This window comes from Mesorhizobium sp. B2-4-6 (genome assembly GCF_006442775.1).
In the GTDB taxonomy this organism is placed as follows: domain Bacteria; phylum Pseudomonadota; class Alphaproteobacteria; order Rhizobiales; family Rhizobiaceae; genus Mesorhizobium.
Genome location: NZ_VFVI01000005.1, coordinates 232,849 through 258,586, shown reverse-complemented (window position 1 = coordinate 258,586; position 25,738 = coordinate 232,849). Strand labels below are relative to the sequence as shown.

Sequence of the window (25,738 nt, the reverse complement as noted above, 5' to 3'; positions counted from 1 at the left end):
ACCCTTAACGCGGCGACGATTTTTTAAGCGAACGCGCTTTCCCGTGCCGCAATAGGACAGCCGGCCTCGCCGCCCGGGAACCGTATTTCGGATGCAGTCATCGCGGCTTTCGAAACATGTAGGCTGCCGCCGCGGCATCGTTCCGAAACACGCGCCACGCAAAAGCCCGCTCCTCTGAGCGGCGCGCAAAACCGCGCCGCTCAAAATCATGCGGGATATCCGGGAGCAGATCATGGATTGGTATTCGATCGTCAAATTCCTTCACATCGTTTCGGCCGTTTTGTGGGTCGGCGGCGGCTTCGTGCTGTTCCTGCTCGGTGTATTGGCCGAGCGTGCCGGCAACATCGAGGACAAGCTGCAGGCTATGCGCGCCAGCGGACAGCTCGGCGGCAGGTTTTTCGCGCCGATGTCGATGCTGACGCTGGTCTTCGGCCTCATCATGTGCGGCTTCTGGGTCGGCTTTGCCGACCTGTGGATCGTCATCGGCCTCGTCGGCTATGCCACGACCTTCTCGATCGGCATGCTCGTCTTCAAGCCGACCGGCGAGCGCATGGGCGCCATGATCGCCGAGCAGGGCGTGACGCCGGCCGTTCTTGCCATCGGCCAGCGCATGATGAACTGGGCGCGCCTCGATTATGCGGTGATGCTGGTGATCATCGCCGACATGGTGCTGAAGCCCACCCTGCACGACATCGGCATTCTTGCCGGCATGGTCATGGTGGTTGCGCTGGGCGCCGCGCTCGCCTTCGGCGGCGGTCGCCAGATGGTGCCGAACGCTGCCTGAGTCCTTGTGGTGAGTGGCCAGATGGCCACTCACCACAAGCCGGCGATACCATCCCACAGCAACTTGACGGCGACCACCGCGACGGTGGCGTAGGTGAACGGGTAGAAGATCTCCGGCCGCATGCGGCGCACCAGCCACGCCCCGGCGATGGTGGAGAGCGGCGCCAGCGGCATCAGCACCGCCGACGCTGTGAGGTTGGTGGTGTCGAACTGGCCGAGCGCGAAATAGGGGATGAGCTTCAGCGCGTTGGTGGCGGCAAAGAAGATCGCCGCCGTGCCCGACAGCACTTTCGGATCGAGCCGGATCGGCAGCGCATAGACCTGGAAGGGCGGGCCGCCGACATGGGCGACGAAGCTGGTGAAACCGGCGACCGTGCCCCAGAAGGCGGCGGCAATGCGGTTCGGTTCCGCCGCATGGTCGGCACCATGGCGGAACTGCAGATAAATCCAGCGCAGCACGAACACCAGCGCGACCGCGCCGACGATCAGCCGTACCATCTCCTCGGTGACCAAAGCCGCTGTCAGCCAGCCGAGCCCGATGCCGATGACGGCGCCAGGCATCATGTCGACCAGCATCTTGCGGTCGTAGACGCCCCACCAGGTCCACACGGAAACGACATCCATCAGGCAAAGGATCGGCAGCAGGATGGCGGCCGCCTGAACCGGCGGGATGGTCAGCGCCATCAGCGGCACGCCGACGAAACCGACGGCGCCGCCGAAGCCGCCTTTCGACAGGCCGACAAGGATCACCGCCGGAATGGCGGCGGCATAGAACCACGGGTCGCTGAGCAGGCCTGACATCGGCAAGGGAAGGTTGGAGAAGGCGGGAATTCAGCAATAGCGCAGAATAGCGCGGCCCGGATAGTCATTATTGCCTGCATCCGCTATTGCCGGCCCGATATCGACGACCTGCCGCACGGCCAAGGTTCGTCATTCGGCCGGCTCGCTGTCTCGAGGTATGGAAATGAACGCCATCAGCATTCGCAAGGCACGCGAAGCGGACATTGCTGCGATCGTCGCGATGCTTGCCGACGACGCGCTCGGCCAGGCCCGCGAAGACGCCGGCCTGCCGCTGTCGCGGGCCTATCTGGACGCCTTCGCCGCGATAGACGGCGATCCGAACCAGTTCCTCGCGGTGATGACCGACGGCGACGACGTGATCGGCACGCTGCAGATCACCTTTATCGCCGGGCTGTCGCTGCGCGGTTCCCAGCGCGGCCTGATCGAGGCGGTGCGCATCGCGGCGGAGCGGCGCGGCGAGGGCTTGGGACAGCGCCTCTTGGAATGGGCGATCGACAAATGCCGCGAGCGCGGCTGCCGCGTCGCCCAGCTGACGACCAACAAGAGCCGGCTCGACGCGCATCGCTTCTATGAGCGCCTTGGCTTAAAGGCCAGCCATATCGGCTACAAGCTGGAGCTGTAGAGCGGCTCAGCGTTTCACGGAAGCGCCTGCCCCCTCTAGCCTTTCGTATAGTCAGGCCCAAAACGCGTCGGCAGGCCGTCGGCGAATTTCAACCAGGGGAGCTTTTCCTCGAAAGCGACATGTAGCGTAGGCACAAATTTTTCCGGCTCCGCCATCGCCGCCGCAAAAAAATGCATGACACCAGACATGTTCTTTGAGCGGAAGGAAAGCGGCGAGCCACAGTGATCGCAAAAAGTTCTTTCCACGCCGGGAGAAGAGTTGAATACCTTCGGTGGCCTGCCGAGCCATCGCCATTGGCCGTCCAGGACGCCAATATAGGCGGTCATCGGCGCAGAACATTGCCGCCGACAACTTTCACAATGACAAACCACGCAGGCCTGTGCCGAACCATCGACTTCAAAGGCAACAGCGCCACATAGGCAATGGCCGCGCATGCGGAACCTCCTTGAGGCAGCAAGGACAGCTTAGTGCCGGAGGCGTGCGGGAGTCGCCAAGGAATGCGCCGAACTTGCGCCTGATCCCGACATTCGGCGCTGGCGAAAGTGGCCGCGTGCGCGAGGCGTTAGCTTCAAGCTGAGTTCATCACCGCCGTGCCTGGACCAGCAGGAACATCGGCCGCTCGAGTTCCTCGGCCAGTTCCGGCCGGGCGGCGATCTGCTCCTCCGACGGGCAAAATTCCTCGACATGCCCGATGCTGAATCCGGCCTGAATCAGCAAATTGAGCGTGGCGCCGATGGTGCGGTGGTGCTTGACCACGCCCTTGGTGAACCAGTCTGTGGTGCGCGGTCCCTCGACCAGATACCGGTCGACCGGCCATGTCTTCCTGCCCGCGGCATCGACGGACCAGCCCGGGTTGGTCGGCGCCATGTAAATCGGATGTTCCGTCGAGAAGACGAAGGTTCCGCCGGGAACCAGGGCCTCGTGGACGGTCGCGAACAAGCCCGCGGCATCGCCGACATAATGCAAGGCAAGCGAGCTGTAGGCGAAGGTCGAAACGGGCTTTTGGCAGACTGAGTTCGTCGAGGTCGGCGCGCAGATAGGTGACGGCATCGTCGGAGCCGGCGGCGCGTGCCCGTGCAAGCATCTTTTCCGACAGGTCGAGGCCGAGGACTTCGCTCGCGCCATGCGAGCGCGCCCAGCGGCAGAACCAGCCGAACCCGCAACCGAGATCGACGATGCTCAAGCCGTTGACGTCGGGCAACATGGCGCGCAGCGCCGGCCATTCGGGCGCGCCGTCCAGGCCCTCGACCGAGCGGCCGAGACGACTATAGCCGTCGAAGAAATCCGGACGGTCGTAGATGTTTTGCGCCATGTGCCTGTCTTGCTTTTTGCCTGCATATCTAGCGGACCTCCCCGCGGCTTCCAACGCCATCCTCGGAACCCAAATGGGCGACGCAAGCCACAGCGGTGGTTAAGCATTTTGGCCCTGGCGCCGCACGGCTGCTGTTCAAGCCGCCCCCTTTGCTCTATGCCGCAATGCAACCATCTTCGCCCGGCATAGGCGAAACCGGGATCGAAGGCCAATGAACGATTTAACTCCGCCCAACCGCTGCCGCATCGTGCTGATCGCGCCGCCGCTCGTGCCGGCGGAGCAGATCTGCGCGGCGTTCGAGGGCGGCGACGTCGCCTCGCTGATCCTGCCCGACAACGGCATGGACGATGCCTCCTTCCAGGCCTTTGCCGAAAGGATCGTGCCGATCGCTCAAAGTGCCGGCGTCGCTGTCATCATCGCCGGCGACAGCCGCATCGCCGGGCGCGTCCAGGCCGACGGCATCCATGTTGAAGTGAAGTCGGGGGAACTCGCCGAGACGATCGAGCGCCTGGCCGGCAAGATGATGGTCGGCATCGGCGGCGCCAAGACGCGCGACGAGGCGCTGGAGCTCGGCGAGGAGCGGCCCGACTATATGTTCTTCGGCCGTTTCGGCTATGATAACAAGCCGGAGCCGCACCACCGCAACCTCACCCTCGGCAAATGGTGGGCGGAGATGATTTCGATCCCCTGCATCGTCATGGCCGGCTCCGAGCTTGCTTCCGTCGAGACGGTGGCCGCGACTGGCGCGGAATTTGTGGCGCTGTCCAGCGCCGTCTTTGCCGACGGGCGCGACCCGCGGGCGGCGATTGCCGCCGCCAACGCGCTGCTCGATGAAACCGCGCCGCGTTTCGAGGACTGACATGCGCCTGCGTGTCCTTTCTCTGGTTGTCCTGGCCGGCTTGTTGGCGCAGGCCGCGATGGCGGCTGAGACCATCCCGCTGCCACAGCAGCGGCCGGATGCCGGCACTCCGGACTCCGGCACACCGAATACGCCCACACCGAACGCGGCAACGCCGGATGCCGGCGAGCCGGATGCGAGCAGGTTCGGCACCGTCACGCACATCGACAAGCCGATCCAAAACACCTTGCCGCAACCGGCCACCATGACGCCGCCATCGGCCGACGCCGTCAATCCCGACCGCTTCGGCGCCAAGCAGCCGGACGCCGCCTACGGCGCCTTCCAGCGCGGGCTTTACAAGACCGCCTACAACCTCGCCATGGACCGCGCCAAGAACGGCGATCCGGCGGCCGAGACGCTGGTGGCCGAAATCCTGTCGCGCGGACTGGGCGTGCCGCTCAATCCGGCCGAGGCCGGCAAATGGTATGCGCTGGCCGCCGAACAGGGCGTGCCGGAGGCACAGTTCCAATATGCGCTGATGCTGCTCGACGGCCGTTATGTGAAGAAGGACGAAAAGGGCGCCTTCGCGCTGATGCAGGCCTCGGCCGAGGCCGGCAACCGGCTTGCACAGTTCAATTTCGCCCAGTTGCTCGTCCAGCAGGATCCCGGCGATGACGGCCTGGTGAAGGCCGCCGTCTACTACGAGCGTGCCGCCGCCACCGGCCTTGCCGATGCGCAATATGCAATGGCGCAGCTCTACGCCAACGGCGTCGGCGGCAAGCCGCACGACGACGCCCAGGCGCGTCTTCTGCTGACGCAAGCCGCGAGGCAGAACTACGACACCGCGCAGATCGACCTCGCCGCCTGGATGATCGAGGGCCGCGGCGGCGGGCGCGACCTGAAATCGGGCTTTGCCTGGATGAAGCGGGCGGCGGAGGGCGGCAACGTCGCCGCCCAGAACCGCCTCGCCAAGCTCTATATGGGCGGCATCGGCACCGACCCGGACCTGATCCTTGCCGGCGCCTGGTACATCGTCGCCCGCCGCGCCGGCCTGATCGACCCGCGGATGGACGATTTCCTGCAGGGCCTCGACGACGACCAGACCAAGCAGGCGCTGCAGAAGGCAAATCGCCTGCGTTGACGCATGGCGCTACGGACACCATTTCCTGGCTCGCTTGGGTCCCCTCCCTTGCCTCCCTCCCTTGCTACTGCGTGCAATTTGTGGTCTTGGAGGCGCCAAAGCGCGACCCGCGCCTGAAAAATCTCATTCCGGATCAGTTCATCATGGCCAAGATCAGTGGCAACGAAATCCGTCCCGGCTACGTCATCGAGCACGATGGCGGGCTGTGGGTGGCGGTCAAGACCAACACCGTCAAGCCTGGCAAGGGCGGCGCCTACAATCAGGTCGAGCTGAAGAACCTGATCAACGGCACCAAGCTCAACGAGCGCTTCCGCTCGGCCGAGACCGTCGAGCAGATCCGGCTCGATCTGAAGGATTTTTCGTTCCTCTACGAGCAGGGCGACGCCCTGGTCTTCATGGATACCGAAAGCTACGAGCAGCTCGAGCTGGCCAAGGACTTCGTTGGCGAGCGCGCCGCCTTCCTGCAGGACGGCATGATGGTGACGGTGCAGCTTTACGAAGAGCGGCCGATCGGCATTTCGCTGCCCGACCAGGTAACGCTGACCATCACCGAGGCCGACCCGGTGGTTAGGGGCCAGACGGCCGCCTCCTCCTACAAGCCGGCGGTGCTGGAGAACGGCATTCGCGTGCTGGTGCCGCCCTTCATCTCGGCCGGCGAGCGTATCATCGTCGACACCAACGAAATCACCTACATGCGCCGCGCGGATTAACGGCAAAAAAGCAGGAAGAAAAAATGGCGCGTTCCGCTCTCCTCAACGTCATGGTCCAGGCCGCGATGAAAGCCGGCCGCTCGCTGTCGCGCGACTTCGGCGAGGTGCAGAACCTGCAGGTCTCGATGAAAGGCCCGGGCGACTATGTCAGCCAGGCCGACCGCAAGGCCGAAGAGATCGTCTTCGCCGAGCTTTCCAAGGCGCGGCCGGGTTACGCCTTCCTGATGGAGGAGCGCGGCGCCGTCGAAGGCGAGGACGCCCAGCATCGCTGGATCGTCGACCCGCTCGACGGCACCACCAACTTCCTGCACGGCATTCCGGTCTTCTCGGTGTCGATCGCGCTCGAGCGCCAGGGCCAGATCGTCGCCGGCGTCGTCTACAATCCGGCGATGGACGAACTCTACACGGCCGAGCGCGGCGGCGGCGCCTTCATGAACGACCGTCGGCTGCGCGTTGCCGGACGCTCCAAGCTGACCGACGCGATAATCGGCTGCGGCGTACCGCATCTCGGCCGCGGCCAGCACGGCAATTTCCTGATCGAGCTGCGCAACGTCATGGCCGAAGTCTCCGGCGTACGCCGCCTTGGCTCCGCCGCGCTCGATCTCGCCTATGTCGCGGCCGGCCGCATGGACGGCTTCTGGGAAACCGGCCTGTCGTCCTGGGACATCGCCGCGGGCATCCTTCTGGTGCGCGAAGCCGGCGGCTTCGTCTCCGATATGGATGGCGGACAGGACATGCTGGACAATGGCGAGGTCGTCGCCGGCAACGAGCTCATCCAGCGCGCGCTTCTCAAGACCGTGAAGAAACCGCTGTCGTCGCGCTGAGAGGTGGGGCGCGCGAAGCGCCCTTACTGCGAAAGTCGGAATCGATTTTCGGAAAGGATCGTGTGCAAATCAAAGTGCTGCAGTGTCCTTTGCGCGTCGAAAGGACGCGCCGCTCCGCAGTCGCAAAACCGCAACCGAAGCTTGAAATACTGGTCCGCGACTGCCCAGATCAAGGGACAGCAGGATCATTTTATGAACGATGTGCGGCCAGATACCCAGCTTGACATCCCCTTTGTGGGGCGCTGGCACTATTCGCGCGCCGAGATAATCGCCGACGGCATCGTGCATGCGGTGGGCATAGTGCTGGCGATCGCTGCCGGCTCGACTTTCCTGGCGCTCGCCGCTTTTCATTCCGGTCCAGGCGAATATACCGCAGCCGTCTTCTACGTAGTGTCGCTGCTCACCGTGCTGTCCGTATCGCTGACTTACAATCTGTGGCCGGTCTCGTGGCCGGCGAAATGGATCCTGCGCCGCTTCGATCACGCAGCGATCTATCTCCTGATCGCCGCCACCTACACGCCCTTCCTCGCCCAGCTCCACAGCACGCCGCTGGCGCTACCCATGATCGTCGTCGTGTGGAGCGCAGCAGCGGCCGGCATCGCCATCAAGATGTTCCTGCCCGGGCGCTACGACCGGCTGGCCATCGTCTTCTATCTCGCCATCGGCTGGAGCGGCGTGGTGCTCGCCGGACCGCTGGTCGAAACACTGCCGACGACCTCGGTCGCGCTGCTCGTCGCCGGCGGCATCGTCTATTCCTGCGGCGTCGTCTTCTTCGCCTGGAAGGGCCTGCGCTTCCACAATGCCGTCTGGCACGGCTTCGTCGTCACCGGCGCCGGCCTGCATCTGGCCGCCATGGTCGACTGCCTGGTGGTCAACCGGTTCTAGGCCTGTGGCGCCGGCCTATCGGGCCATATTGCCAAGCGCCATTCAATTTGGTCACAATTCCGTTTAGAGTCGCGGCAATTCTGCGGCGGTGGCATCGGAAACGGGGCACGGATGGCTTTTCTCAGATCCTTCGGCAGGCGATCGGACGTCCTGGTCTATGATCCGCACAAGCTGTCGAGTCCGCAGGTCTTCCTGCTCACCATGGTGATCTTCCTGATCATCGTCGCTTTCATCGCCGCCATCCTCACCCGCCAGATCTCGACCGCCTTCTCCAGCAATCCGGGCCTCAACGGACTGATCATCGGCGTGCTGGCGGTCGGTATCCTGCTTGCGTTCGTGCAGGTCGGGCGGCTGTTCCGCGAGGTGCGCTGGGTCAATTCCTTCCGCGCCGGCTCCGAGACCACCGAGCCGGTTCTTTTGGCGCCGATGAAGGCGATGATCGGCCGTTCGTCCTCGGTGGCCTTCTCGACCTCGTCGATGCGCACGATGCTGGATTCCATCGCCACCCGCCTCGACGAAAGCCGAGACACCTCGCGCTACCTGGTCGGCCTGCTGGTGTTCCTAGGCCTGCTCGGCACCTTCTGGGGCCTGCTCAACACCATCGCCTCGATCCGCGAGACGATCGAGGCGCTGGACCCGGGCACCGGCGATGCCGCCGCCGTGCTCGACGCGCTGAAGCAGGGCCTGTCGGCGCCGCTCGCCGGCATGGGCACCGCGTTTTCGTCCTCGCTGTTCGGCCTTTCCGGCTCGCTTGTGCTCGGCTTTCTCGATCTGCAGGCCGGCCGCGCCCAGACCCGCTTCTACACCGAACTCGAGAACTGGCTCTCCTCGGTCACCGATCTGTCGTCGGACATCGTCGTGTCCGATACGTCAAAGGCCGCCGAATCCTCCGAGGATATCCGGCTGCTGTCGGAACGGCTGCGCAGCCTGCAGGAGAATGGCGGAGGCTCCAATCCACGCGTCGCCACCGCCATGGCCAATCTTGCCGACGGCATCTCGGGGCTGGTGAAGAACATGCGCTCCGAGCAGCAGATCATGCGCGACTGGGTCGAGGCACAGTCCGATGAGCAGAAGGCCATGCGCAACACACTGGAAAAGATCGCCGACGCGCTGAAGAAGCAAGGGGTCCACTGACGTGGCGCTGGCAAGACGGCGCGCCGACCGCCGCATCGACTACTGGCCGGGCTTCGTAGATGCCTTGTCGACGCTGCTGCTGGCGATCATGTTCCTGCTCACTGTCTTCGTGCTGGCGCAATTCCTGCTCAGCCGCGAGATATCCGGCAAGGACGCGGTGCTGAACCGCCTCAACTCGCAGATCAACGAGCTGACCCAGTTGCTCGCGCTGGAACGCACGAACAGCCAGGACAAGGAGGATTCGCTCGCCAACCTGCAGGCGTCGCTGTCGGCGGCGCAGGCCGAAAAGAGCCGCCTCGAACAGTTGCTGGCGCAGGGCGCCGGCGCCGGCGACGCGGCCAGCAGGCGCGCCGACCAGCTATCCGGCGAACTCGGCAACCAGCGCCAGATAAGCCAGCAGGCGCTGAGCCAGGTCGAGATCCTCAACCAGCAGATCGCGGCCCTGCGCAAGCAGATCGGCGCGCTCGAAGACGCGCTCAACGTCTCCGAGCAGCGCGACCGCGATTCCAACACCAAGATCGCCGATCTCGGCCGCCGCCTGAATGTCGCGCTGGCGCAGCGCGTTCAGGAGCTCAACCGTTACCGTTCCGACTTCTTCGGTCGGCTGCGCGAGATCCTCGCCGACCGCGAGAACATCCGTATCGTCGGCGACCGCTTCGTCTTCCAGTCGGAGGTGCTGTTTCCGACCGGCTCCGACGTGATCAACGACGCCGGCAAGGTCGAGATGAAGAAGCTCGCCGACGCCATCATCGAATTGCAGAAGGAAATCCCGCCCGAGATCAGCTGGGTGCTGCGCGTCGACGGCCACACCGACAACAAGCCGCTGTCCGGCACCGGCCGCTATCGCGACAACTGGGAATTGTCGACCGCGCGCGCGACGTCCGTCGTGAAGTTCCTGATCGAGAACGGCGTGCCGGCCAACCGGCTGGTGGCCGCCGGCTTCGGCGAATTCCAGCCGCTCGATCCAGCCGACACCGATGACGCGCGCAGCAAGAACCGTCGTATTGAGCTGAAGCTCACCGAACGGTGATTTGAAGCATGTCTCTCGAAAGTGGGAACCGGTTTCGGGACAAAGACATGCGTGGAATCAAAGCCCTAAAGCGCACGGAGCGTATCTGAAGATCGCGACGCGCTTTAGGATCACGCAAAGTCACGGGAAGTTGTTTGTCGGCTGAATACTTAGAACGCCAAGTTCCGGCGGCAAGGCCTGAAAACATTATCTTTTTTTAATTACACATCGCGAATCGACGCATCTAACTTGCCGCGCAGGGCCGGGGTCCCGCCGGCGATGGCTCCCATCGCGACGCGACGGAACCGGACGGCCCGGAAGGTCGGAAGGCGACGCGGCGCGGCCGCTCCCTTCCTGGTAGAAGGATGCGCCGCCATGCGCGCTTCAACATCTCTCAAGACTGCAACCCTCGCTGCGGTTCTGATCGCGGCCCCGCTCGCCGGCGCCTATGCGGCCGGGCACCACAAGGGGCTTCTCGACGCGACCCCTCCAGCCGATTTCATCGGACCGCGCGTGACCAGCCTGATCGATCAGATCCAGGGCGTGGATCAGGGCATCACCGACGCCCGGCAGGCAAACAACATTTCGGCTTCGGAAGCGCGGCAACTGCACATGCGCGCCGCACATATCAGCCAGGCCGCGGAGCATGTCGCGGCCGCGGATCACGGCAGGATACCGTCCGCGCAATATCATGAGATGCTGCGCCGCCTCGACAATGTCGACCAGAGGCTGATGAACGACACCGGCAGCGGCTTCATGGTGGGCGACGGCTCCGACAACGGCAATTACCCGAACGGCTGAAGCGGTTCGCCATTTCAGGGAGACGGACGGCACACGGAAAGGGACCAACTGGCGCCCGCGGAACCTGGCCCCGAGGGCGTCCTTTTTGGATCGCGTCCTGCTTCGATCAGAGCAATCCCAGGAAAAGTGCGAAGCGTTTAGGCTCGGCAACTTCGCCGTACCCCTCCGCCCGGAATTGCGTGAAAACAAAGGGATAGGGCGGTTCGGCGTCTCTGTGAAACGGTGAAACGCTCTAAAGGCCGAGCCAAAGCGCGACGCTGGCGAGCACCGCCGGTACCGTCTGGATGAAGAGTATCTTGCGGCCGACGGTCGCCGCGCCGTAGAGGCCGGCAATAGTGACGCAAAGCAGGAAGAACAACTTGATCTGGAATCCGCCGGCGCCGAGATAGAGCCCCCAGATCAGGCCCGCGGCGAGAAAGCCGTTATAGAGCCCCTGATTGGCGGCAAGCACCTTCGAGGCGCTGGCGAATTCCGGCGTCAGCCTGAACGCCTTGTGGCCGCGCGGCGTGTCCCACAAGACCATCTCAAGGTAGACGATATAGCAGTGGATCAGCGCCACCAGCCCGACGAGGATATTGCCGATCATTGTCCCCTCCAGCAGTTTGTTTCCGGCATTGATCACGCAGTCGCCTTACAAGGCAAGACGGCCGATTCCATCCCGGCCGATCAGGGTTGCCAAGCTCGACGCCTTGGTATCTTTTCGCGCCAGCCAAATTGAATCTGGGTATCCATCATGTCCTTCCAGAAACTCGACCAACTCGGCCACAAGCTCGAAGCGCTGGAGCATGCTTTAGCCATTCTCGGCGCCGACGAGGCGACGCATATGGCGGTCGGCGGCGGCGAGAAGCGCGCCGAGGCGATGTCCTCGCTTGCCGGCATGCTGCACGCCCAGGCGACCGCGCCGGAGATCGGTGACTGGATCGCGGCCGCCGAAGCCGAGTCACTGAGCGAAGAGCAGCAGGCGGCGGTCAGGGAGTTGCGCCGCCAATACACCAACCTCACCTGCCTGCCTGTCGAATTCGTCGAGCGCCAGACGGTGGCGCGCATGCGTTCCGAGCAGCTCTGGCGCGACCTGCGCGCCAAGAACGACTGGGCCGGCTTCCTGCCGGCGCTGGAAGGCGTCGTGGCTCTGGTGCGCGAGGAAGCGGCGCTGCGCGCCGACGCGCCCGGCCTTGCCCCCTATGACGCGCTGATGGAACAGTATGACCCCGGCAACCGTGCCGCCGACATCACGCCGGTGTTTGCCGAGCTGAAGGCCTTTCTCAAGGATTTCCTGCCGCGTGCGCTGGCCATGCAGGAAGCGCGGCTGGCAAAACATCCGTTGAAGCCGCTATCGGGCACCTATGCCGTCGACCGCCAGCGCGAACTCGGCCTTGCCATGATGGCGGCCGTCGGCTTCGATCTCACCCATGGCTCGCTGTCGGTGTCGCACCATCCCTTCTGCGGCGGCGTGCCGACCGACGTGCGCATCACCACCCGCTACAAGACCTCCGACTTCCTGTCGGCGCTGATGGGCGTGCTGCACGAGACCGGCCACGCGCTTTACGAGCAGAACCTGCCGAAAGCCTGGTCGCATTGGCCGCTCGGCAAGGCGCGCGGCATGGCCGTGCATGAGAGCCAGAGCCTGTTCGTCGAAAAGCAGATCGGCCGCAACCCGGCGTTCTGGCGCTGGGCTTTGCCGGTGGTCGAAAGACACCTCGGCGAAGCCTGGTCGCTCGACGACATCCTGCCGCATGTCCACCATGTCGAGCGCGGCCTGATCCGCGTCGATGCCGACGAGGTCACCTATCCGCTGCATGTCATCCTGCGCTACGAGCTCGAGCAGGAACTCGTGTCCGGCCGGCTGGAGGTCGCCGACCTGCCGGAGGCATGGGACGCCAAGATGCGCGACTATCTCGGCCTCTCGACCATCGACAATCCCGCCGACGGGCCGATGCAGGATGTGCATTGGCCGGGCGCCGCCTTCGGCTATTTCCCTTCCTACACGCTGGGCGCCATGATGGCGGCGCAGCAATGGGCGGCCCTGGTCAAAGATCATCCGACCGCCGACCAGGACCTGGCAAAAGGCGATTTCAGCGCCATCAATGGCTGGCGGCGCGACCGGATCTGGTCGCAAGGCTCGCGGTGGTCCACCCCCGAACTGCTCGAGCGTGCCACGGGCGAGAAGCTGAACGCAGCTTACTTCACCGAGCATCTGCGCCGGCGTTACGGGGCCTCATAGACCGACGCCGGCAACGGCCGCCCGTTTGCATACCATTTCGTACTACTATATGTTATGACCAAGAGGTGCGCAGATGAACGCTTCAGGTCCCAAGGAACGCGCAACGTTTTCGATCGACAGCACGATCAAGGAGACGCTTGAAAGCCAGATTCCGAAAAGCAAGCGATCCCGCTTTGTCGAAGAGGCGATCGCGAAGGCATTGAAGGACGCCGCGAAAGAACGCGCTCTGAAAATGATCCGGGAATTCAAGTCGACCTCGACCGGCGGCGAAGACTCCACTGACGTGCTGCACAGAATTCGTCTGGAAATGGACGGCCGGCCGGTGGATATCCTCGAAGGCCGTAAAAAGTGATCATCGTCGATGCGTCGATCTTCATCAAACTCTTTCGATATGAGGATGACAGCGAACAGGCGCGAAATCTGTTCGTGAAGAACATTGCGGATGGCCGCGCCATGGCCGCTCCTGGCATCCTGCTTTACGAGGCGTTATCGGCTGCGCTTCATTATGAGCAATCCTTTGTCATGGTCGCAAAGCTCATCGCCGGACTGCGCGAAGGCGGTTTCGAGCTTCTGGAGCCGGATATGGACGAACTGGCCAAAACTCAGGAGATGGCGACGCAACTCAGTCCGGCTGGCGGCTATCCGACGCTCAACGATTGCGTTTACCATGCAATCGCCATCAATCGCGCTGCAACGTTGGTGACAGCCGACCGGCGGCATTTTGCCAAAACAAAACATTTGGGCCGCATCACTCTACTCGCCGACTGGCGAGCAGACTGACATATTTCTACTCCGCCGCGCCCTTGAAGGCGCCGGCTCCGGTCTCGAATTGCAGCTTGGCGAGCCGCGCGTAGATGCCGCCCTTGGCGACAAGGCTCTGATGCGTGCCTTCCTCGACAATGCGCCCTCCTTCCATGACGAGGATGCGGTCGGCCTTGAGCACGGTCGCCAGCCGGTGCGCGATGACGACGGTGGTGCGGCCGCGCATCAGCCGCTCCAGCGCCCTTTGCACCAGCGTCTCGCTCTCGGCGTCGAGCGCCGAGGTCGCTTCGTCGAGCAGAAGGATCGGCGCGTCGCGCAGGATGGCGCGGGCGATCGCGATGCGCTGGCGCTGCCCGCCGGACAGCGTCACGCCGCGCTCGCCGACCTGGCTGTCATAGCCCTTTTCGAGCTTGAGGATGAATTCGTCGGCAAGCGCATCCTTGGCCGCCGCTTCGATCTCGGCCGCGCTGGCGCCCGGCCGGCCGAAGCCGATATTGTCGGCAGCGCTCGCCGCGAAGATGGTGACGTCCTGCGGCACGATGGCGATGCGCCCGCGGATCGCGGCGGGGTCGGCCTGGCGCACATCGACGCCGTCGATGACGATGCGCCCGCTCTCGGGATCGTAGAAGCGCAGGATCAGCGAGAAGACGGTGCTTTTTCCGGCGCCCGAAGGCCCGACGACCGCCACCGTCTCGCCGGGCTTCACCTGGAAGCTCAGGCCATGCACGGCGGCACGGTCCGGCCGCGCCGGATAGGAGAAGGAGACGTCGTCGAAGCCGATCGCACCCTTGGCCGTGGCGGGCAACGGAACGGGGTCGGCAGGCCGCTGGATCGCCGGCGTCTCGGCCAGAATCTCGGTCAGCCGCTCTGCGGCACCCGCCGCCTGCGACAGCTCGCTCCACACCTCCGACAACGCGCCGAGCGCGCCGGCGGCAAACACCGAATAGAGCAGGAACTGGCCGAGCGTGCCGGCCGACAGCGTGCCGGCAAGCACATCGCGCGAGCCGAACCACAACACCGCGACCACGGAGGAGAAGATCATGAAAATGGCGAAGAAGGTGAGGAAGGAACGCGCGAACACCGAGGCCCGCGCCGCCTCGAAGGCAGCGTCGACGGCAGCGGCGAAGCGGCCGGTGACCAGCTTCTCGTTGGTGAAGGCCTGCAGCGTGCGCACCGCGCCGATCTGCTCGCTGGCATAGGCGGTGGCTTCGGCGAGCGTGTCCTGCGCTTGCCGGGACTTGCGCCGCACCGAGCGGCCGAAGGCGACCAGCGGCAGCACGATCACCGGAATGGCCGCGATCACCAGGCCGGAGAGTTTCGGGCTGGTGACGACCATCATCGCCACCGCGCCAAGGCCGAGGATGACGTTGCGCAGCGCGACCGAAGCGGTGGCGCCGACCGCCGACTTCACCTGCGTGGTGTCGGCGGCGAGCCGCGATACGATCTCGCCCGAATGCGAACGATCGAAAAACGCCGGCGACAGCGTCGTGACATGAGAGAAAACGTCGCGGCGTATGTCGGCCACGACACGTTCGCCGAGCGTGATGACGAAATAGTACCGGCTGGCCGAAGCGGCCGCCAGCAAAGCCGCCATCAGAACCAGTGCCGCGAAATACTCCGCGATGAAGGTGGAGCCCGATGCCTGGAAACCGTGATCGATCATGCGCCGCACGGCCATCGGCAAGGCAAGCGTCGTCACCGCCGCCACGATCAGCGAGATGATGGCGCCGATGGCAAGCTTCCTATAGCGGGTGATATAGGGAAAAAGGCTGCGGAGCGGCCGGACCGAGCGTGTGCGCTCGCTTGCGCTGGCACCGATTTCCGCCATAAGCGTTTCCTCTGGCCGCTTGACGGCGCCACATTCAATATGCGCCTGCCGCGGCCTTGTGATTCAATTCCGGCTGATGTATAGGCTCGCCGACCGTTTTAGAAGCCGTGGCTTTTCATTAGCTGCGGCTTCGAGTTTTAAAAAGGGGCGCATCGACGCAGGCCTTTAGGCCCGTCACCCGCGCCGGCAGCCAGGAAACACGACAATGAAGGCCGATATCCATCCCGACTACCACACCATCAAGGTCGTCATGACCGACGGCACCGAATACCAGACCCGCTCGACCTGGGGCAAGGAAGGCGACACGATGAACCTCGACATCGACCCGACCACGCACCCGGCCTGGACCGGCGGCCAGCAGACCCTGCTCGACCGCGGCGGCCGCCTCTCGAAGTTCAAGAAGCGTTTCGAAGGCTTCGGCCTCTAAGCCGGATACATCGGCAGACTTTGAAAACCCGCCTTCGAGGCGGGTTTTTTATTGGCCGCATTTCTTCCTTCTCCCCGTTCTACGGGGAGAAGGTGCCCGAAGGGCGGATGAGGGGCAGCGCCAGCCCCGGCGATTGGCCGGCCAAGGTGCGAGAAATTCAGAATTCGATGACAGTGCGCTTTTTCGACGACGCCAATGTCATAGGTCGGCGCCGCCCCTCACCTGCCTGCCGGCATCCTCTCCCCGTATAGTGACGGGGAGAGGGGCGCTCTCGCCGGCGATTTCGCCAATCGCCGACGCTGTGGGAAAGCGCCTGGGTTGTACCTACTCCCCCACAAACTCCCTAAGCGCCATGCGCTTATAGGCCGCGACAAGCCTGTCGCCCTCCTCGCGATCGACGGAGATCGCCAGCCGCACCGCGGCCTCGCCCATCTGCCAGGTGAGGAACGCCGTCGTTTCCAGCTCCACTGGATCGGCATGGGGACGCAGCCGCTTCAGCACCGCGACCAAAAATTCGGCATTGGCCCGGCTGTCTGCGAGTTCCAGTTCGCGCAACGCCTTGTCGGCCTGCGTACCCGACCAGATGTCGCGCATCACCGGCTCGGCCAGGAACAACTGGTAGTAGATGTCCACCAGCTCCGAAAACGCCCGTTTCATTCCCTCGACATCGCGGACATCCTTGAGCGCCGTCGCAATGCAGGCCTGGCTTTCGGCGGTGTAGCGCTCGGCAAGCGCCCAGACGATCGCCCGCTTGTCCGGGAAGAACTGGTAGAGCGAGCCGATCGACACCCCAGCCCTTTCCGCCACCTCGCCCATGCGCATGGCATCGCTGCCTTGCTCGGCAATCAGCGCCGAGGCGGCCGCGAGCATGCGCTCGACCCGCTCGCGGCTGCGCTGCTGCATAGGCGACCGGCGCGGCGAAGCAATGGCCGCCTGGTCCGGCTTGGCGGTAACTTTTTCATCCATGGCTCTGTCCGGGCGATTTCTCGAAAACTGGCTTGACTCACAAAATACGAGGGGTTATCACGTTTTGCAAATGTGAGAATTACTCGCATTTTTGAATCGAGCAAAACCCGGCATCTGGAACAACTGAGATGATGAAACTTCTTCCCACCCTCACCTTCATCGCCGCAGTCGGTTCCGGCGTTGTCGGCGGCGTATTCTTCGCCTTTTCCAATTTCGTCATGGCGGCGCTTGCCCGGCTGCCCGTCCCGAGCGGCATCGCGGCGATGAATTCGATCAACGTCACGGTGATCACCCCGACCTTCATGACGGCGCTGTTCGGCACCGGCCTCATCTGCCTGGTGTTGATTGCCGGCGTTTTCTTCGGCTGGAGCCAGTCTGGCTCCTACTGGCTGCTTGCCGGCGCCGTGATCTACTTCATCGGCAATCCGATCGTGACCATGGTCTTCAACGTGCCGCTCAACGACGCGTTGGCCGCCGTCGATCCGGAAAGCGCCAACGGCGCCGCGGTATGGGCGAACCATCTGAGCCAATGGGTGATGTGGAACCATGTCCGCACCGTCACCGCCATCGTGGCGATGGCCTGCTTCATCATGGCGTTGATCTGAAGACGGCAGCCCGCGAATGCAAAACTCCCGAAGGTTGCGTCCAACTTTCGGGGGTCAGTTCATCAGGCGGGGTCTTTTTTACGATCCTTGCGATCGGCGTGGCCGAGGTCGCGGTTGGGATCGATGACATCGCGCACCAGTTGCTTGAGCTTCGCCGCATCCGGAAAACCGCCGTCGCGTTTGCGATCCCAGACAAGCACATCGTTGCAGGAGATGGTGAAGATGCCGCCGGTACCCGGGACCAAAGTCACCTCGCCGAGATCGGTGCCGAAGGTGGACAAGAGCTCCTGCGCCATCCAGCCGGCACGCAGCAGCCACTGGCACTGCGTGCAGTAGGTGATGCGGATGACGGGCAGCGGCTTCTCATTCATGCCGGATTGAGTTCCGCTCACATCGGATCGAGCTTCGCTCATGGCGCTGCCGCTCAGGCCGCGCTGAGCTTGGCCATCGTCTCGTCGTCGACCTCGAAATTGGCGTAGACGCTCTGCACGTCGTCATCGTCCTCGAGCGTGGCGACCAGCTTCATCAGCGACTGCGCCCGCTCTTCGTCGACCGGGACATTGTTCTGCGGCTGCCAGATCAGCTTCACCGATTCCGCTTCGCCGAGCGAGGCTTCCAGCGCCTTGGACACGTCGCCGAGATTTTCGAAGGCGCAATAGATGGTGTGGCCTTCCTCGTCCGATTCCACGTCGTCGGCGCCGGCTTCGATCGCCGCTTCCATGACCTTGTCGGCGCTGCCGGCCGAGGCCGGATAGTAGATCTCGCCGACGCGGTTCCACATGAAGGACACCGAGCCGGTTTCGCCGAGCGCTCCGCCGGCCTTGGTGAAGGCGGCGCGCACATTGGAGGCCGAGCGGTTGCGGTTGTCGGTCAGCGCCTCGACGATCAGCGCGACGCCGCCGGGACCGTAACCTTCATAACGCACCGACTCGTAGTTTTCGGCATCGCCCATCGACGCCTTGTTGATGGCGCGCTGGATGTTGTCCTTCGGCATCGACACCGCCTTGGCGTTCTGCACGGCGAGGCGAAGCCGCGGATTCATCGATACATCGGGCGTCCCGCTCTTGGCGGCGACGGTGATTTCACGCGCCAGCTTGGAAAACATTTTCGACCGCACCGCGTCCTGGCGCCCCTTGCGGTGCATGATGTTCTTGAACTGCGAATGGCCAGCCATGGCACCCCTGTCGTGTTCGGCTAGAGCATCTCGAAGCGGGGTGTCATCACCTCGTCTTCGGCAAAATGCTCGAATTCAATCTTTCAGAACGTCCCGGACATGCCTGCGAAGGCACGCGGCGCTCTTTGTCGGAATGGCCGGCTTATAGATAAATCGGCTCAATTCGTCCAGCCGCGCCGTCACTCCGACGTTGAACCGGCCCGCTCACCCCTCCAGATCGGACTTCAACCGGTCGAGAATGCTGACGGCGTGACCGGCATACCGGCTGATCCAGCGGTCGTGGATCTGCTTGATCGGCAGCGCATTGAGATGATTCCAGCGCTCGCGCCCCTCACGCTTGGCAACGATCAGGCCGGCCTCCTCCAGGACTTTCAGGTGCATCATGACCGTGCAGCGGTCCATGTCCGGAAAAGCCTCGCATAGCGCGCCGGTGGTCTGCGGCTGGTCCTTCAGCCGATCCAGCAATTCGCGCCGGCGCGAATGCGCCAAGGCCTTGAAAACATGATCGTCCACGGTTTGGCTTGACATGTTATGTTTCTATAACATATTGTTCGGGCGAGCAAGGAAGGAGCTGTGGATATGTCCCTTGGATTCAGGATTTCCGGGCGCATCGGCAAACCGGTCGCCGAGGTCTTCGACGCCGTCGTCAACCCGACAAAGCTCAGCGGTTATTTCACCACCATTGGCGGCGCCTCCGCTCCGCTTGTCGCCGGCACCACCGTCACCTGGTGGAAGATGGTGCCGGTGGAGGTCGACGAAGTGACCAAGGACAAGCGCATCGTGCTGCGCTGGGACGCCACCGATGCCGACGGCAAGCCCGCCTACAAGACCCGCATCGAGATGAATTTCGAGCCGCTTGAGGACGGCGGCACTTTCGTCACCATCGCCGAGCAAGGCTGGCACGAAGGCGAGGTAGGCCTGAAGAAATCCTATCTCAATTGCGAAGGCTGGTCGCAGATGCTCGCCTGCATGAAGGCCTATCTCGAATACGGCATCAATCTGCGCGACGGCTACTACCGCAGCGAGATGAAGGGCGAGCCGGCCAACGAGACCAACATCTGAGCCTGCGTTAAGTCCCGATATCCGGCAGGAGGAGGTCGCCCCGATGACGAAAGCAACACCATTCCTGATGTTCGAGGGAAACGGCGAGGAGGCCATGACCCTCTATTGCGAGACCATCCCCGATAGCCGTGTCCTCGACGTCACGCGCTACGGCTCGGACGAGGACGGGGCGGAAGGAACGCTCAAGCTGGCGCGCGCGTCCATCGGCGGCGTCGAGGTCAGGATCTACAACAGCCCCGTGCATCACGCCTTCACCTTCACGCCGTCCTTCTCGTTCTTTGTCGACTGTTCTTCCGGGCAGGAACTGGAGCGGATCGTCGACGTTCTTTCCAAGGATGGTGGATTTCTGATGCCACCAGGCAATTACGGCTTCAGCCAGCGTTTCGCCTGGCTCAATGACCGGTTCGGCGTCTCCTGGCAGATCAACTTGCCCTGACATCGAGGAGGGTACTGTGGAATTGAAGCGCGCCCCCACCGCCGAAACCGCCATGCTGATCCGGCGGCCGGTCGCCGATGTCTTCGAAGCAATCATCGACCCGGCGATCACCACGAAATTCTGGTTCACGCGTTCGAGCGGCCGACTGGACGAGGGCAAGACGGTCAAGTGGGAGTGGCGCATGTACGGGGTCTCGACCAGGGTCGAGGTCAGCGAGATCGTCCCCAACGAGAAGATCGTCATGCAATGGAGCGATCCGCCGGCCACCGTCGTCTGGACCTTCACCAAAATGCCCGATGAGGCGACCTTCCTCGAAGTCCGCAATTTCGGCTTCGCCGGCTCTGCCGACGAGCAGGTCAAGCAGGCGGTCGACTCGACCGGCGGCTTCTCTCTGGTGCTCGCCGGCGCCAAGGCATGGCTGGAACAGGGCCTGACGCTCGGCCTGATCGGCGACCGTCACCCCCAGAGCATTTCGGCCAAATAGAAAGCTAGGATCGACGCCTCTCCTGCTCGGTCACATAACGCCGGAGCACCCGGTTGATTTCCGTTTGATAACCACCATCCTTCTCGACGTGCTCTCTGAACCAGGCGAGCACGTCAGCATCAAGGCGAATGGTGACAGGTTGTTTGAGGGGCCGGTAGAGATCTCCTCGGCGAGCGTGTGCCCAGTTCTCCACTGGCGCTTCCGGAATATCGAAAGTATCGATCTGATCGTCAGGCAGATCAGCCAGCTTGGCCAGTTGATCATGCTGATCCTGGCTAAGGTCCTTCCTGCTCATAGCGCCTCCTTTCATGTGGGGTGGCCTTGCGAGCACCGACAATTCTAACATGTTCTTCGTCTGCCACTGTCGGGTACGTGTGAACAACGAGCAGGATCACCTGAATTCCAACCATACCGATCGCATGCCAACGCTGTTCCCCATCTTCAAAACGATCGGGCACAATCAGATGGAGCGGATCGTCAAAAACCTTCTTCGCGAGGTCAAAGGCGACGCCATGTTTGGCAAGGTTGCGCCACGCTTTCTCGGGATCCCACTCGAACCGCATCGCGCTCCCTTAGCATACAAGTATGTACGTACAAATATGTAAGAGTCAAGCCTCAATGCCCGTCGCCCGAACCCTGCTTCTTGCGATGCCGTGCCAGCATGTTGAGGCCCTCGACCAAGGCTGAAAAACCCATGGCGGCGTAGATGTAGCCCTTGGGCACATGATAGCCCATGCCGTCGGCGATCAGCGTCATGCCGATCATCAACAGGAAGCCCAGCGCCAGCATGACGATAGAGGGGTTCTTGGCGATGAAATTGGCGAGCGGCGTCGCCGCCAGCATCATCACGCTCACCGCCACGATCACCGCGATATACATGATGGCGATCTCGTCGGTCATGCCGACGGCGGTGATGATGGAATCGATCGAGAAGACGAGGTCGAGCAGCAGGATCTGGAAGATGGCGCCGGCAAGGCTCATCTGCAGCGTGCCCACCATCGTGTCCTGATGGTCCTGCGGGTCGACCGTGTGATGGATCTCCTTGGTCGCCTTCCAGACCAGGAACAGGCCGCCGGCGATCAGGATCAGGTCGCGCCAGGAAAAGTCGTGGCCGAAAGCGGTGAACACCGGCGCCGTCAGTTGCACGATGACCGAGATCGTGGCGAGCAGGATCAGGCGCATGACCAGCGCCGCCGAGATGCCGAGCCGGCGCGCGCGGGCGCGCTGCGCTTCCGGCAATTTGTTGGTCAGGATGGAGATGAAGATCAGATTGTCGATGCCGAGCACGACCTCAAGCACCACAAGGGTCAAAAGCGCGACCCATGCGGTCGGATCGGAAACAAAGTGAAAATGCGGCGCCAGAAATTCGACAAGCTGCATGGAGGTCGTCCCCTCTACGATCTAGAGCAGTGCTGCCGGCAATTAGGTACTCTGCGCACCTATATCAATGTCACGACCAGAAAGACGGTGCCGTTTCTTCGAGCCGAGGCCCGCGACGAAACGGCGCGATCTTCTCGGCAAGCCCGGTGCGGTCGGAAATATCGACGCCGACGCCGCACAATGTCGCCGGCCCGTTGGCCGCCTCGAACCGGCCTTTCGGCACTTTCGACAGGAACCGGTTGAGCGGCTCTTCCTTGTCCATGCCGAGCGAGGAGTCATAGTCGCCGCACATGCCGGCGTCCGAAATATAGGCGGTGCCGCCATTCAAGATCTGATGGTCGGCGGTCGGCTGGTGCGTATGCGTACCGACCACGAGGCTGGCGCGGCCGTCGACGAAATGCGCGAAGCACATTTTCTCCGAGGTCGCCTCTGCGTGAAAATCGACGATGGCCGCATCGGCCTGCTCGCCGAGCGGACAGGCGGCAAGCTCACGCTCGCCGGCCTGGAAAGGGTCGTCGAGCTCCGGGTGCATGAAGACGCGGCCCATGATGTTGGCGACCAGCACGCGCGCGCCATTGCGGGCGATGTAGACGCCCGAGCCGCGCCCGGGCGTGCCCTTGGGAAAATTCGAAGGCCGCAGGAAGCGCTCCTCGCGCGGCGCGAAGATCAGCGCGTCGCGCTGGTCCCAGACATGGTTGCCGGTGGTGACGACATCCGCGCCCGCCGCGAGCGTCTCGCGAAAGATTTCTTCGGTGATGCCGAAGCCGCCGGCGGCGTTCTCGCCATTGACGATGACGAAGTCGAGCCTGAAGTCGGAAATCAGCCCTGGCAGCTGTTCCCAAACCGCCGTGCGTCCTGTCTTGCCAACCATGTCGCCGAGGAAGAGGAGTCTCATAGCCACTTCTATCCAGAGCTGTGGACGCTAGGCAAGCGGCACGGAAGTCCTAACGCCTGCCGAAAGTGGCGCGTTGCCGTTCGGTCGGCCTTGCGCTCGCGCCCGACACGCGGCTAGCCGAGGCGATCATCGGCAAGGCCGGCGGCGTGTTCCGTCCTCGCGACCAGAAGAACCAGAGATAGAAAGCGGTGAACCCGCCGGTGACGGCAAGCAGCAGCAGGCCGCCGCGCCATCCTTTCATCGCGGCCGTATCAAGGTTCGATGGATCGGCGGGATCGTAGTAGAATTCCATCTGGTCGCCCTTGGCTGCCTTGTAGAGGCCGATGTCCTTGCCCTTGCCGGACCATGTCATCGGCGCATCGTTGGCGACGTAAGCCAAGGCGACATTGATGCCGTCCGTTTTGAGGCCGTTCGCCTGCGTTTCGCTGTAAGGACTGACATCCGTTACGGTGGCGACCGTCCGCTGCCAAGCGGACTGGTGGTGCAGGGCAGTTCCTATGATGTGCGATGCCATCAAAAATAGTATCGCCGAGATCAACGCGAACGGCATCAGCAAATAGCGCGCAAGAATAAACACCACGACCCCCGTCGAGCTGGACTATTTTTCAGGAATATAGCCGACGTTTGTTGGGAACGCGATAAGCAGGTCGCGACAGTTCAATGCATGTCGCCCAAAAAAGCGCAGCGCTTTTGGGACGACCGACAAAACCTAAGGCGCGCCTGAATTCGTTTCAGCGCGACGCGCTTTAAGCGATATCGAAGCGGCGCAACCCGCTCTCGGTCAGTATTTCCCGAATGACGACGTCGTGGTCTTCGTTCGGCACCAGCGGCACTTCCTGGCAATCGAAGGCGATGCCGATCAGCCTGGGCACAATGCCCCTGTCGGCCAGCCTGGCGATGGCGCGGTCGTAATAGCCGGCGCCATAGCCTATGCGGTGACCGCGGGCGTCGAAGGCGGCGAGCGGCACCAGCATCAGCGTGGGGTCGAGCACTTCCGCCCCTTCATGCGGCCCGACGGTACCGAACCCCATCTCGACCATCGGGGCGCCGCGCACCAGCTCGCGGAAGACGATCGTGGTCTTGTCGATAATCGCCGGCAGGCAGAGCCTGGCGCCCTTCTCGCGCAGCGCGAACATCAGCGGCCGCACATCGACCTCCGAGCGCATCGGCCAGAAGCCGGAGACGACCCTTCCGGGCTCGAAATCGATTTTTTCCTTCGCGGTCTCGGCCATTTCGAGCGCGATTTCCACCCGCCAGAATTCGTCGAGCGCGTCGCGGCGCGCCAGCGCTTCCTTGCGAAGCTGTTTCTTCAGGTCTTTGGATGATGTCATGTGCGGACGCTAGAAAAGGCCAAGGTTCTACAGCGTTGCAGGAGCGACGTTTTCTAGCGCAAGTCTCCCAAAATCGGGAGAGTGACGATCCACACAACCGGTGGAGAGGTCGATCCCGGGTGCCTACAAAGTAGGTGGGCGCCGTGTGAGAAAACCCACGGGTCTTCCCAGGGACAGCTCCCTAAGGATCGATAAGGCCCCGGGGATAAGTTTCTCCTGCCGGGAAGCGCAGACCGCCGATCCCAATATAGGCCGCCGCCCTGCCGAACGCCAGAAGAACGGACGGCTGTCAGCCTATTATTTGCCACCTCATAATGGTGCCAGCGGAGCACTCCGCGATGACCGGCTATTGCGCTGCGGAAATCGCCTCCTTACGGTCGCCGCGAAATGGCCAGGAGAAAAAATGCGTTTCGAAGGCACCGCGGCCTATGTCGCCGACAAGGATCTGATGGTCGCGGTCAACGCCGCGATCGCGCTGGAACGGCCCTTGCTGGTCAAGGGCGAGCCCGGCACCGGCAAGACCGAGCTCGCCCGCCAGGTGGCATCTGCGCTCGGGCTCGAGTTCATCGAATGGAATGTCAAGTCCACCACCAAGGCGCAGCAGGGCCTCTACGAATATGACGCCGTCTCGCGGCTGCGCGACAGCCAGCTCGGCGACGAGCGCTTCAACGATATCGCCAACTACATCAAGCGCGGCAAGCTGTGGGATGCCTTCGCGGCGCAAAAGAAAGTCGTGCTTTTGATCGACGAGATCGACAAGGCCGACATCGAGTTCCCCAACGACCTCCTGCAGGAACTCGACCGGATGGAGTTCTTCGTCTACGAGACCGGCGAGACGATCCGCGCCGAATTCCGCCCGATCGTCATCATCACCTCGAACAATGAGAAGGAACTGCCGGACGCCTTCCTGCGCCGCTGCTTCTTCCACTACATCCGCTTCCCCGACATCGATACGCTGCGCCGCATCGTCGAAGTGCATTACCCCGGCATCAAGCAGAACCTGGTGCGAGCGGCACTCACGCAGTTCTACGAGATCCGCGAGGTGCCGGGCCTGAAGAAGAAGCCGTCTACCTCCGAGGCGCTCGACTGGATCCGCCTGCTGGTCGCCGACGACATCGCGCCCGAGGATCTGCGCGCCGATCCGAAGAACATGCTGCCGAAGCTGCACGGCGCGCTGTTGAAGAACGAGCAGGACGTGCATTTGTTCGAGCGCCTGGCCTTCATGGCGAGACGGCAGCAGTAAGCCGGCAGCAATAGCGCTTTCCCGTCCGTGGACCGTTGCCGGCGAGCGGCCGCTGCCGCAGCTT

The 25,738-nt window shown here is 63.2% G+C and carries 33 protein-coding genes, 1 other RNA gene and 1 pseudogene; 19 read left to right on the top strand and 16 right to left on the bottom strand.

The features are described from left to right. Positions 1 to 232 precede the first annotated feature (232 nt). Positions 233 to 784, top strand: coding sequence for a DUF2269 family protein (locus tag FJ957_RS16100; RefSeq protein WP_140832934.1), 552 nt, complete (start codon positions 233 to 235; stop codon positions 782 to 784). A gap of 29 nt (positions 785 to 813) precedes the next feature. Here the strand turns inward: FJ957_RS16100 and FJ957_RS16095 are convergent, their stop codons facing one another. Further along, on the bottom strand, positions 814 to 1,584 hold the full coding sequence (locus FJ957_RS16095) for a sulfite exporter TauE/SafE family protein (protein WP_140833119.1): 771 nt from the start codon (positions 1,582 to 1,584) through the stop codon (positions 814 to 816). A 157-nt stretch (positions 1,585 to 1,741) separates the two neighbouring features. Here FJ957_RS16095 and FJ957_RS16090 point away from each other — a divergent pair, with 157 nt between their 5' ends. Then, a complete protein-coding gene (locus tag FJ957_RS16090) occupies positions 1,742 to 2,206 on the top strand; it encodes a GNAT family N-acetyltransferase (RefSeq protein ID WP_181180588.1) in 465 nt (154 codons plus the stop codon). Positions 2,207 to 2,241: 35 nt separating this feature from the next. On the opposite strand, the gene FJ957_RS16085 is transcribed toward FJ957_RS16090, so the two are convergent. Together FJ957_RS16085 and FJ957_RS16080 are read right to left on the bottom strand one after the other, a co-directional pair. Continuing rightward, positions 2,242 to 2,640: a GFA family protein gene (locus FJ957_RS16085; RefSeq protein WP_140832930.1), complete on the bottom strand. Its 399-nt coding sequence runs from the start codon at positions 2,638 to 2,640 to the stop codon at positions 2,242 to 2,244. A 148-nt stretch (positions 2,641 to 2,788) separates the two neighbouring features. Next, a pseudogene (locus tag FJ957_RS16080) lies at positions 2,789 to 3,518 on the bottom strand (class I SAM-dependent methyltransferase). Between the two features lie 211 nt (positions 3,519 to 3,729). Here FJ957_RS16080 and FJ957_RS16075 point away from each other — a divergent pair. From FJ957_RS16075 to FJ957_RS16040, 8 genes are all read left to right on the top strand, one after another. Then, entirely contained in the window at positions 3,730 to 4,377 is a 648-nt protein-coding gene (locus FJ957_RS16075) for a thiamine phosphate synthase (protein ID WP_140832928.1), read from the top strand. A 1-nt stretch (position 4,378) separates the two neighbouring features. Next, positions 4,379 to 5,497, top strand: coding sequence for a tetratricopeptide repeat protein (locus FJ957_RS16070; protein ID WP_246685856.1), 1,119 nt, complete (start codon positions 4,379 to 4,381; stop codon positions 5,495 to 5,497). A 143-nt stretch (positions 5,498 to 5,640) separates the two neighbouring features. Then, positions 5,641 to 6,207, top strand: a complete 567-nt coding sequence (efp, locus tag FJ957_RS16065) for an elongation factor P (protein WP_140645868.1) — start codon at positions 5,641 to 5,643, stop codon at positions 6,205 to 6,207. A gap of 23 nt (positions 6,208 to 6,230) precedes the next feature. Then, positions 6,231 to 7,031: an inositol monophosphatase family protein gene (locus FJ957_RS16060; RefSeq protein WP_140832926.1), complete on the top strand. Its 801-nt coding sequence runs from the start codon at positions 6,231 to 6,233 to the stop codon at positions 7,029 to 7,031. A gap of 192 nt (positions 7,032 to 7,223) precedes the next feature. Continuing rightward, on the top strand, positions 7,224 to 7,916 hold the full coding sequence (locus FJ957_RS16055) for a hemolysin III family protein (RefSeq protein WP_140832924.1): 693 nt from the start codon (positions 7,224 to 7,226) through the stop codon (positions 7,914 to 7,916). Positions 7,917 to 8,027: 111 nt separating this feature from the next. Beyond that, entirely contained in the window at positions 8,028 to 9,050 is a 1,023-nt protein-coding gene (locus FJ957_RS16050) for a MotA/TolQ/ExbB proton channel family protein (protein WP_140704530.1), read from the top strand. 1 nt (position 9,051) lies between these two features. Next, positions 9,052 to 10,080 (top strand): peptidoglycan -binding protein, encoded by a 1,029-nt coding sequence (locus FJ957_RS16045; protein ID WP_140832922.1) that lies wholly within the window; start codon positions 9,052 to 9,054, stop codon positions 10,078 to 10,080. Between the two features lie 354 nt (positions 10,081 to 10,434). Beyond that, the gene (locus tag FJ957_RS16040) at positions 10,435 to 10,860 is read left to right on the top strand and encodes a hypothetical protein (protein WP_140832920.1); all 426 of its coding nucleotides are present in this window, start codon (positions 10,435 to 10,437) and stop codon (positions 10,858 to 10,860) included. A gap of 232 nt (positions 10,861 to 11,092) precedes the next feature. On the opposite strand, the gene FJ957_RS16035 is transcribed toward FJ957_RS16040, so the two are convergent. Beyond that, positions 11,093 to 11,446 carry a DUF1304 domain-containing protein gene (locus FJ957_RS16035; RefSeq protein WP_140832918.1) on the bottom strand — a complete coding sequence of 118 codons (354 nt, stop codon included), beginning with the start codon at positions 11,444 to 11,446 and terminating at the stop codon, positions 11,093 to 11,095. Positions 11,447 to 11,593: 147 nt separating this feature from the next. Between FJ957_RS16035 and FJ957_RS16030 the strand changes: the two genes are divergently transcribed. The 3 genes from FJ957_RS16030 (at position 11,594) to FJ957_RS16020 (ending at position 13,861) form a co-directional block, all read left to right on the top strand. Continuing rightward, complete coding sequence (locus FJ957_RS16030) at positions 11,594 to 13,081, top strand: carboxypeptidase M32 (RefSeq protein WP_140832916.1); 1,488 nt, start codon at positions 11,594 to 11,596, stop codon at positions 13,079 to 13,081. A gap of 73 nt (positions 13,082 to 13,154) precedes the next feature. Then, positions 13,155 to 13,433 (top strand): hypothetical protein, encoded by a 279-nt coding sequence (locus tag FJ957_RS16025; RefSeq protein ID WP_140832914.1) that lies wholly within the window; start codon positions 13,155 to 13,157, stop codon positions 13,431 to 13,433. Next, positions 13,430 to 13,861: a type II toxin-antitoxin system VapC family toxin gene (locus FJ957_RS16020; protein WP_140832912.1), complete on the top strand. Its 432-nt coding sequence runs from the start codon at positions 13,430 to 13,432 to the stop codon at positions 13,859 to 13,861. The genes FJ957_RS16025 and FJ957_RS16020 overlap by 4 nt, the downstream gene beginning before the upstream one ends. A 7-nt stretch (positions 13,862 to 13,868) precedes the next feature. Here the strand turns inward: FJ957_RS16020 and FJ957_RS16015 are convergent, their stop codons facing one another. Continuing rightward, positions 13,869 to 15,671 carry an ABC transporter transmembrane domain-containing protein gene (locus FJ957_RS16015; protein WP_140832910.1) on the bottom strand — a complete coding sequence of 601 codons (1,803 nt, stop codon included), beginning with the start codon at positions 15,669 to 15,671 and terminating at the stop codon, positions 13,869 to 13,871. Positions 15,672 to 15,876: 205 nt separating this feature from the next. Between FJ957_RS16015 and rpmE the strand changes: the two genes are divergently transcribed. After that, positions 15,877 to 16,098, top strand: a complete 222-nt coding sequence (gene rpmE, locus FJ957_RS16010) for a 50S ribosomal protein L31 (RefSeq protein ID WP_027166741.1) — start codon at positions 15,877 to 15,879, stop codon at positions 16,096 to 16,098. Positions 16,099 to 16,422: 324 nt separating this feature from the next. Here rpmE and FJ957_RS16005 read toward each other — a convergent pair whose 3' ends face one another. Further along, entirely contained in the window at positions 16,423 to 17,064 is a 642-nt protein-coding gene (locus tag FJ957_RS16005) for a TetR/AcrR family transcriptional regulator (protein ID WP_140832908.1), read from the bottom strand. A 128-nt stretch (positions 17,065 to 17,192) separates the two neighbouring features. Between FJ957_RS16005 and FJ957_RS16000 the strand changes: the two genes are divergently transcribed. After that, positions 17,193 to 17,669 carry a DUF1772 domain-containing protein gene (locus FJ957_RS16000; protein WP_140832906.1) on the top strand — a complete coding sequence of 159 codons (477 nt, stop codon included), beginning with the start codon at positions 17,193 to 17,195 and terminating at the stop codon, positions 17,667 to 17,669. A gap of 62 nt (positions 17,670 to 17,731) precedes the next feature. On the opposite strand, the gene FJ957_RS15995 is transcribed toward FJ957_RS16000, so the two are convergent. From FJ957_RS15995 to FJ957_RS15985, 3 genes are all read right to left on the bottom strand, one after another. Further along, positions 17,732 to 18,040, bottom strand: coding sequence for a SelT/SelW/SelH family protein (locus FJ957_RS15995; RefSeq protein WP_140832904.1), 309 nt, complete (start codon positions 18,038 to 18,040; stop codon positions 17,732 to 17,734). Positions 18,041 to 18,093: 53 nt separating this feature from the next. Then, on the bottom strand, positions 18,094 to 18,843 hold the full coding sequence (locus FJ957_RS15990; RefSeq protein WP_140832902.1) for a YebC/PmpR family DNA-binding transcriptional regulator: 750 nt from the start codon (positions 18,841 to 18,843) through the stop codon (positions 18,094 to 18,096). Positions 18,844 to 19,047: 204 nt separating this feature from the next. Next, positions 19,048 to 19,371, bottom strand: coding sequence for a helix-turn-helix domain-containing protein (locus FJ957_RS15985; protein ID WP_140832901.1), 324 nt, complete (start codon positions 19,369 to 19,371; stop codon positions 19,048 to 19,050). Positions 19,372 to 19,422: 51 nt separating this feature from the next. Here FJ957_RS15985 and FJ957_RS15980 point away from each other — a divergent pair, with 51 nt between their 5' ends. From FJ957_RS15980 to FJ957_RS15970, 3 genes are read left to right on the top strand one after another with little or no spacing between them, the layout of a single operon-like run. Then, the gene (locus FJ957_RS15980; RefSeq protein ID WP_140832899.1) at positions 19,423 to 19,905 is read left to right on the top strand and encodes an SRPBCC domain-containing protein; all 483 of its coding nucleotides are present in this window, start codon (positions 19,423 to 19,425) and stop codon (positions 19,903 to 19,905) included. Positions 19,906 to 19,948: 43 nt separating this feature from the next. Further along, on the top strand, positions 19,949 to 20,341 hold the full coding sequence (locus FJ957_RS15975; RefSeq protein ID WP_140832897.1) for a VOC family protein: 393 nt from the start codon (positions 19,949 to 19,951) through the stop codon (positions 20,339 to 20,341). A gap of 16 nt (positions 20,342 to 20,357) precedes the next feature. Beyond that, complete coding sequence (locus tag FJ957_RS15970) at positions 20,358 to 20,825, top strand: SRPBCC family protein (protein ID WP_140832895.1); 468 nt, start codon at positions 20,358 to 20,360, stop codon at positions 20,823 to 20,825. 4 nt (positions 20,826 to 20,829) lie between these two features. Here the strand turns inward: FJ957_RS15970 and FJ957_RS15965 are convergent, their stop codons facing one another. The 7 genes from FJ957_RS15965 to ssrS all read right to left on the bottom strand — a co-directional run bounded on the left by FJ957_RS15965 (position 20,830) and on the right by ssrS (position 24,669). Continuing rightward, positions 20,830 to 21,120 (bottom strand): BrnA antitoxin family protein, encoded by a 291-nt coding sequence (locus FJ957_RS15965; protein ID WP_140832893.1) that lies wholly within the window; start codon positions 21,118 to 21,120, stop codon positions 20,830 to 20,832. Next, entirely contained in the window at positions 21,101 to 21,388 is a 288-nt protein-coding gene (locus FJ957_RS15960; RefSeq protein ID WP_140832891.1) for a BrnT family toxin, read from the bottom strand. The genes FJ957_RS15965 and FJ957_RS15960 overlap by 20 nt, the downstream gene beginning before the upstream one ends. Before the next feature lie 52 nt (positions 21,389 to 21,440). Continuing rightward, entirely contained in the window at positions 21,441 to 22,205 is a 765-nt protein-coding gene (locus FJ957_RS15955; RefSeq protein ID WP_140832889.1) for a TerC family protein, read from the bottom strand. A gap of 70 nt (positions 22,206 to 22,275) precedes the next feature. Beyond that, positions 22,276 to 23,100 carry a YmdB family metallophosphoesterase gene (locus FJ957_RS15950; RefSeq protein WP_140832887.1) on the bottom strand — a complete coding sequence of 275 codons (825 nt, stop codon included), beginning with the start codon at positions 23,098 to 23,100 and terminating at the stop codon, positions 22,276 to 22,278. A gap of 49 nt (positions 23,101 to 23,149) precedes the next feature. Then, positions 23,150 to 23,650 (bottom strand): DUF3592 domain-containing protein, encoded by a 501-nt coding sequence (locus FJ957_RS15945; protein ID WP_281407680.1) that lies wholly within the window; start codon positions 23,648 to 23,650, stop codon positions 23,150 to 23,152. A 196-nt stretch (positions 23,651 to 23,846) separates the two neighbouring features. Continuing rightward, on the bottom strand, positions 23,847 to 24,431 hold the full coding sequence (locus tag FJ957_RS15940) for a 5-formyltetrahydrofolate cyclo-ligase (RefSeq protein ID WP_140832883.1): 585 nt from the start codon (positions 24,429 to 24,431) through the stop codon (positions 23,847 to 23,849). Positions 24,432 to 24,513: 82 nt separating this feature from the next. Next, positions 24,514 to 24,669: non-coding RNA, 6S RNA (gene ssrS, locus FJ957_RS15935), on the bottom strand. A gap of 165 nt (positions 24,670 to 24,834) precedes the next feature. Between ssrS and FJ957_RS15930 the strand changes: the two genes are divergently transcribed. Next, on the top strand, positions 24,835 to 25,674 hold the full coding sequence (locus FJ957_RS15930; protein WP_140832881.1) for a MoxR family ATPase: 840 nt from the start codon (positions 24,835 to 24,837) through the stop codon (positions 25,672 to 25,674). The last annotated feature ends 64 nt before the right edge of the window (positions 25,675 to 25,738 follow it).